The 7,315-nt window shown below is 56.7% G+C and carries 4 protein-coding genes and 1 riboswitch; of the genes, 3 read left to right on the top strand and 1 reads right to left on the bottom strand.

The window, feature by feature from the left end; all coding sequences use genetic code 11:
* A partial coding sequence (locus tag HMPREF2528_RS02150) for an ATP-binding cassette domain-containing protein (protein ID WP_070542037.1) occupies positions 1–1,279 on the bottom strand: 1,279 nt, incomplete at its 3' end.
* 346 nt (positions 1,280–1,625) lie between these two features.
* A riboswitch (SAM riboswitch) is annotated at positions 1,626–1,742 on the top strand.
* A gap of 117 nt (positions 1,743–1,859) precedes the next feature.
* Between HMPREF2528_RS02150 and HMPREF2528_RS02145 the strand changes: the two genes are divergently transcribed.
* The 3 genes from HMPREF2528_RS02145 (at position 1,860) to HMPREF2528_RS02135 (ending at position 7,218) form a co-directional block, all read left to right on the top strand.
* Positions 1,860–2,765 carry a methylenetetrahydrofolate reductase gene (locus HMPREF2528_RS02145; RefSeq protein ID WP_070542029.1) on the top strand — a complete coding sequence of 302 codons (906 nt, stop codon included), beginning with the start codon at positions 1,860–1,862 and terminating at the stop codon, positions 2,763–2,765.
* 163 nt (positions 2,766–2,928) lie between these two features.
* The gene (metE, locus tag HMPREF2528_RS02140; protein ID WP_070542026.1) at positions 2,929–5,256 is read left to right on the top strand and encodes a 5-methyltetrahydropteroyltriglutamate--homocysteine S-methyltransferase; all 2,328 of its coding nucleotides are present in this window, start codon (positions 2,929–2,931) and stop codon (positions 5,254–5,256) included.
* A 516-nt stretch (positions 5,257–5,772) separates the two neighbouring features.
* Positions 5,773–7,218 carry an MFS transporter gene (locus HMPREF2528_RS02135; protein ID WP_070542024.1) on the top strand — a complete coding sequence of 482 codons (1,446 nt, stop codon included), beginning with the start codon at positions 5,773–5,775 and terminating at the stop codon, positions 7,216–7,218.
* Positions 7,219–7,315: the final 97 nt, after the last annotated feature.

Below are 7,315 nucleotides of genomic sequence, written 5' to 3'. Positions count from 1 at the left end.
GTTCATAACGGCCGTAGTCTTGACTCACCAAACCCACATTTGCCAACATGTTGTATTTACTCTCAGAAAAAGCACCCTTATACGTTATGCTCCCCTGGGCAATTGGTGTAATTCCAAGAATTGCATTTATTAGCGTTGTTTTTCCCGCGCCCGAGGCACCAACTACTGCAATCATTTGATTATTCATCAGCTCAAGATTAATATCTTTAAGCGCAAAAGACGACACGCCCTCATACTGAACGGATACATCTTTGCATATAATTTTTGAAATATTTTCATGGTTAGGGTTAGAAGTTTTTATCTCAGAAGCATGGTCGTAAGTATCAGAGTCGCATACCCTTCGGAATTGCTGAACAGATAATGCTCCATTAATAATCTGACCAAATGAATATCCCACCTCTTGGGTCGCGTCAACACAGGCAATGATTCCAATCAGCGATCCGGCCACATACGATATATTGGCGCCTGAATCCACAAGGAAGTACAGGGACGCAAAAAGTAAGACAGAGCAGAGTAGCCCTGCAACTACGGAGATGATTCCTCTAACACTTTCAAGGCTCAATTCCCTACCAGCCGCCCGGCGTCGCCAGGACGCTACGCGTTGCGAGAAAAATCGGGAGGCTCTCATGAGGTGAAGTTCTTGGGCGCGACTTTGAGCCATCAGATTGTCTAGATAGTAGTTCTCTGCCCGATAGTCCTCGTACATTAGGGTGTAGATAGCGTAATCACGTTTAGCGAGAATCACCATTGCAATAGATAGGGGTAGTGAACACAGTGCCGCAAAAATTGCTGCCACAATGCTGACGTTCGCGATATTAAGACAGAGAAGTAACACCATTGCGAAGGCACTCACCAGTGTCATAACTGACATGGTGTGAACCTGCAATTCCTGTTTCGATATTGCCTCTCTAGCAGCACGTATATCTTCCTGTGATTTTGTGCTACCTATATCAGATAACGGAAATGTAGATAACCTGTTATTTAACATGCAGTGAACCCGATAGTTCACCTTTGATTTGAGGATGAGCATGTTACTTATGACCCAGCGTTTAGCAATGATATTAATTCCGACAACAAGGGCAAGAGCAACGATATAAATCCAGGCCGCGCCACCATTTGAACCACTCAAGGCTGATACTGTATTACCGATCAGCAGGGACTGGCTCAAGGGAATGCAGGCGATGACGGCTAGCGATAGGGCGACGCTCACCAGGGTTGTGGGACAGGTTTTCCATGCTAGGCGGAAGGACCAGAGTATAGAAGAAAATAGCTTTTTCATTCTCACCACGCTCACAAAGTCATATTGAACTCATCTTTGAGCCCTGAAACTCCTCGATGAGCGGACATTGAAACACTACCCGTGCCTCACTAGCTACCCTACCCCTCAATGAAAGATAAAACACATATATTCGTGCGTGTCCAAGAATATTAAGCAGACGTATCTGCGATAGTTCCGGGCATCCAGGGTCAGCCGACAGCCCTACCCGCAACGCCCCCAGCCCCCCTTCGTCATAGTCAGTCATATTAAGTTCATATTTCTCCCCAATGTCATGTCCAGAAATATTAGGACATCAACCGCCGCATCCCTTGCACACCCTCGGAGGCAGTGGGTAGAGTGAAAGCGTTATCTATCAAGAGCGACCGAGAGATCTGGCTCGTAGACGTCGCAGCAACCTCGCCAGTATCCCCCACCGTCACGGTGCAGGGTACGGACAAGGTGCTCCCGCCAGAACCGATAGAGAAGAATACCCTTCGGCACCCCTTGATGATGCGCACCCGCAAACCGGTGGCGCGCATCCTGCAGAAGAATTCGCGCACCCTTACGGTGCGTATCTATCGGGTGAACACGAAGGATGGTTATGACGACAGTTCACCCGGCTCTTTCTTTTGAGCTATTCCCTCCGCGCTCACACGCAAGCTGTGAGTCGCTGCTCCGCACCATTGCCGAGCTTGAGGGTACCAACCCCGACTACGTATCGGTCACCTACGCCGGTGACGCGAAGCGCCGTCAGAAGACGCTGGCGCTGCTCGACTACCTGGTGCACGAAACCTCCCTCACCCCCCTGGCACACCTGATTTGTGCGGGCCACTCGGTGCACGAGCTGGAGCGTGCGGTCCGCCTGATTCTGGGTCTGGGCGTGCGCGGTTTCCTGGCGCTGCGCGGTGACGTGCAGGAAGGTCAGGTTTCGGAGCTTCCCTTCGCCCGCTACCTGGTCGAGCTGATTCGCCGCGTGGAACGTGAAGATTTCGCCCACCTGGCGGCGGGTAAGGTGTCGATCGGTGTGGCGGCGTACCCGCAGAAGCACCCCGAGTCGGCATCCCTGCTGCAGGATATTGAGATTCTGCTGTCCAAGCAGCGTGCCGGCGCGGACTTCGCAATCACTCAGGTGTTCTTTGAGGATGAACGCTACAGCGCCCTGGTCGATTCGGCGCACCTGGCGGGTGTGGATATTCCGATTATTCCGGGCATCATGCCGGTAACCTCGCTGAAGCGGTTGCAGAATCTCTGCCAGATGGCGGGCATGTCGGTTCCGGCGGATCTTGCGTACGCCCTGGAGACGGCAACCAGTAGCGCTGAGCTGCACCGCATCGGTGTTGAGTACGCGTTGAACCAGTGCCGCGCCGTGATGGACGCGGGCGCGCCGGGTCTGCACTTCTTCACCTTCAACGAGCATGCGGCGGTTCTGGACGTTCTGGATCAGCTGGATTTGCCGCGGTACAGTAACCGTTTCTCTCAGTCGCTGAGCGAACTGGAATACGTCTAAACACCCCCGCCTCAACCCATAACGCTCCTTGTCGGATGCGTTCCCATTGTCTCCCCCACAAATATTCCGGGAGTTGTTGAGTCCTCCGTTTCACCACCCACAGTCGGGTGGTAAAACGCCGGAACTGACTCCCCTATCTATCCCCAGTAAAGGAAAAAATATTATGTCGAACACCGCATTCCCCGCCGCAACCATTGTTGGCTACCCCCGCGTGGGCCGCTTCCGCGAACTGAAGAAGGCTCAGGAGGCTTTCTGGAAGGGCAAGGCAACCCTGCAGGAGCTGCAGGACACCGCCGCTGACGTGCAGCGCACCTACTTCGAGCGCGTGACCGCTGCGGGTCTGAAGGCTGATAACTACTCGATTCCGGCGACCTTCTCCTACTACGACCAGGTGCTTGATGTGGTTCGCCTGTTCACCCTGGTTCCCGAGCGTCTGGCTGAGGCTAAGGATGCACGCGGTCTGTTGGATCTGCCCGGCTACTTCGCACTGGCGCGCGGTACCGAGACCCTGCCTCCTCTGGAGATGACTAAGTGGTTCGACACCAACTACCACTACCTGGTGCCCGAGATTGGTGCCGGCACCGAGATTAAGCTGAACCTTGAGGCTATTGACGAGCAGCTTGAGGTTGCAAAGCAGGCTGGCGTGAAGGTTCGCCCGCAGATTGTTGGCCCGCTGACCCTGCTGCTGGGTGCTAAGGCTGAGCAGGGTTCCGCTGAGGACTTCTCCCCCGTTGACCGTCTGGATGAGTTCGTTGCCGCGTACGCTCAGGTGCTGGAGCAGCTGGCTGAGCGCGGTGTTGAGTGGGTTCAGCTGGACGAGCCGGGCCTGACCGTGGACCGTGCCGACAACGCGAAGGTTGCGCAGCTGGCTGAGCGCACCTACCGCGCCCTGGCTACCGGCGAGAAGCGCCCGCAGATTCTGGTGACCAGCCCCTACGGTTCCCTGCGTGAGAACCTGCCGGCGCTGCTGGGCACCGGTATTGAGGCGCTGCACCTTGACCTGGTGCACGGCGTGTACTCGAAGGCTGAGCTGGAGTCTGTTTCTGCTGCTGGCGTGCACCTGGTTGCCGGTGTTGTGAACGGCCGCAACGTGTGGCGTGCCGACGTTCGCGCCGCCCTGAAGACCCTGGAGGCGCTGCCCGGCGCATCCGAGGGTGCCGTGTCTGTGGCTTCTTCGACCTCCCTGCAGCACGTGCCGCACGACCTGGTTCTGGAAGACCCCGCCGAGGTTCCCGTGGACGGCCTGGCCTTCGCCGACCAGAAGGTCGCCGAGATTGCACTGCTGGCTCGTGGCCTGGCTGAGGGTGAGGCTGCTGTTGAGCCGGAGCTGAAGGCTGCTGATGAGGCGCTGGCTCGCTTCGCCGCTGACCCGCGCAAGCACAACGATGAGATTCGTGCCCGCGCCGCAGCTGTGACCGCTGAGGACTTCGACCGCCCGACCATTGACGTTCGCCGCGCGGCTCAGGCTGACCTGAACCTGCCGAAGCTGCCGACCACCACCATCGGTTCTTTCCCGCAGACCGCTGAGATTCGCCGTCGCCGTGCGGAGGCTCGTGCGGGCAAGATTTCCGCCGAGGAACTGAACGGCTTCCTGCGTGACGAGATTGCTTCGGTTATCGCACTGCAGGAGGAGCTGGGCCTGGACGTGCTGGTTCACGGTGAGGCTGAGCGTAACGACATGGTTCAGTACTTCGCCGAGAACTTCGACGGCTTCGCAACCACCCGCCACGGCTGGGTTCAGTCCTATGGTTCGCGTTGCACCCGCCCCTCGATCCTGTTCGGTGACGTGAAGCGTCACGGTGAGGGCCTGCGCGGTGAGGCGTTCACCGTTCCGTGGAGCTCCCACGCACAGTCGCTGAGCGATAAGCCGGTCAAGGGCATGCTCACCGGCCCGGTGACGATTCTGGCGTGGTCCTTCGTGCGTGACGACCAGCCCCGCCGCGAGACCGCTAACCAGGTGGCTCTGGCTCTTGCCGACGAGATTGCCGACCTGGAGCAGGCGGGCATCCGCATCATTCAGGTGGACGAGCCGGCTCTGCGCGAGCTACTGCCCCTGCGCCGCGACGAGCAGCCGCAGTACCTGGACTGGTCGGTGAATTCCTTCCGCCTGGCAACCAGCGCGGTGAAGGATTCCACTCAGATTCACACCCACCTGTGCTACTCGGAGTTCAACGAGATTATCGACTCGATTAACGCTCTGAACGCTGACGTGACCAGCATCGAGGCCGCCCGCTCGCACATGGAGCTGCTGGCTGATATTCCGGAGAGCTTCGTTTCCGGTCTGGGCCCCGGCGTGTGGGACATCCACTCCCCGCGTGTTCCTTCGCAGGATGAGATTGAGTCCCTGCTGAAGGCTGCGATTGGTTACGGCACCATTGCTGACCTGTGGGTGAACCCTGACTGTGGTCTGAAGACTCGTGATTACGAGGAGACCAAGCAGTCTCTGCGTCACCTGGTGGACGCCACCAAGGCGATTCGCGCATCCCTCTAGGAGGCGCCTATTGGTTCCGCTGCCTGCTGCGGGTTGACCGGATGATGGTTTGCTCGCGGTAACCTGCGGCAGGTGGCGGCTGTTCGGCTTCGTGCCGGTATGCGTACCGACTGTATGCCGAGCTTTTGGGGATAGATAACAGGCCCGCCCGTACGGTTTTTCTTCTGCACCGTGCGGGCGGGTTTTCTGTGCTGTTTTAGGGCGGTGATTTATTGGTGTCCAAGTGGTTTTCTTTTTGAACTTAGGGTATAAATTACTCTAAATTTAAGTGTGGTCTGACCAAAACACATACTTACTCAACAAGGAAAGTATTTATATTCACCGCAGCACTTGTGGCACTGTTGCCCAGTAGACAGATATACATCACACAGATTTAGCACTTCCCCGTAATTCCAGGGTAAAAACAGTATTAATAGAATAATCGCTCCGAATATCCGTTCACCATAGTGAACATTCTACTGAAAACATTTCCAGCGGATTAGCATTTTTATAAGCCGCCGTTTTTAGAATTCCAGCATGACTACTACCACTTCATCAAAGAAGAAGAAGAAGAAGGGTTCTACACCCCGCTGGCTCGCTATTCCGGCACCCAAGCCCCAGCTCAGCGAAGCAGAAGTTAATGCGAAGTACCCGCGCATGCGCCTACAGGTCTTCATGGGTATCTTCATCGGTTACGCGACCTTCTACCTGATTCGTAACAACGTCCCGCTGGTCACCCCGATTCTGACCAAGGAACTTGGCTTCAGCAACGCAGCAATTGGTGCACTGTCCACGGCACTGCTGCTCGCTTACGGCTTCAGCAAGTTCTTCACCGCAATGATTTCTGACCGCTCGAACGCGCGTCTGTTCCTGCCCATCGGTCTGGTGCTCTCGGGTGTTGCAAACATCCTGCTGGCAATGACCGGTTACATGGGTGAAGGCGCGGGTGCGGCAGGCTACGGTGCCGCTATCGCCTCCATCATGGCGACCATCATGGTCTTCAACGGTATCTTCCAGGGTATGGGTTGGCCTCCCTCGGGTCGTGTGCTCGTGAACTGGTTCTCCACCAGCGAGCGCGGCACGAAGGTTTCCTGGTGGAACACCGCCCACAACGTTGGTGGTGCGCTGTCCGGTCTGCTGGTTGCGTGGGGCTTCTCCATGTTCGGCAAGACCTGGGAAGTTGCCTTCTGGTTCCCGGCTGTTATCAGCTTCGTTCTAGCGTTCGTGGCGTGGCTGCTGATTCGTGACAACCCCGAGGCTGAGGGTCTGCCCACCGTTGACGTGTACCGCAACGACCCGCACAAGGTTGAGTCCACCGCTGAGGATCGTGCAGAGTCCACCTGGACCACCATCCGTAAGCACGTGCTGACCAACTCGACTATGGTGTACCTGGCTCTGGCAAACGTGTTCGTGTACACCCTGCGTTACGGCGTGCTGGTGTGGGCGCCGAAGTACCTACACGATGTGCGCCACGCTTCCCTTGAGGGTGGTATTGCGGGCTTCTCGATTCTGGAGCTTGCCGGTATTGGCGGCACCGTCCTGTGCGGTTACGTTTCTGACCGCATGTTCAAGGGTCGCCGCTCCCCCGCGGGTATCCTGTTCCTGATTGCGACCGTTGGCGCGATTCTGCTGTACTGGCTGCCTTCTTCGGATGCGCCGCTGTGGATTGCGTACGTTGCGTTGGCTCTGATTGGTGGCCTGATTTACGGCCCGGTTATGCTGATTGGTCTGCAGGCTATTGACCTGTCTCCCTCGCACGTTGCGGGTACCGCTGCGGGCTTCACCGGCCTGTTCGGTTACGCGCTGGGTGCGACCCTGGCTTCTGCTGGTATCGGCATCATTGTTGATCACTGGGGTTGGAGCACCGCGTTCGTCTTCATGATTGTGTGCTCGGGTCTGGCGGTTCTGTTCCTCTGGCTGGTTAACGGTGCTGAGAAGCGTCTGATGGCTGAGCGTGCAGAGAAGCTGGCGGCTCAGGCATAATTGCCCCATCTTTCGTGTAGGGAAGCCACACGTTTGCTGGTGAGTCACCATATGATGGCTTGTCGGTAATCGTGTGGCTTCTTACGTTAAGAACCTA

This window comes from Rothia sp. HMSC078H08 (assembly GCF_001808955.1).
Lineage (GTDB): Bacteria > Actinomycetota > Actinomycetes > Actinomycetales > Micrococcaceae > Rothia.
The sequence above is the reverse complement of the archived record's forward strand: the minus strand, read 5'-3'. Positions and strand labels throughout refer to the sequence as shown.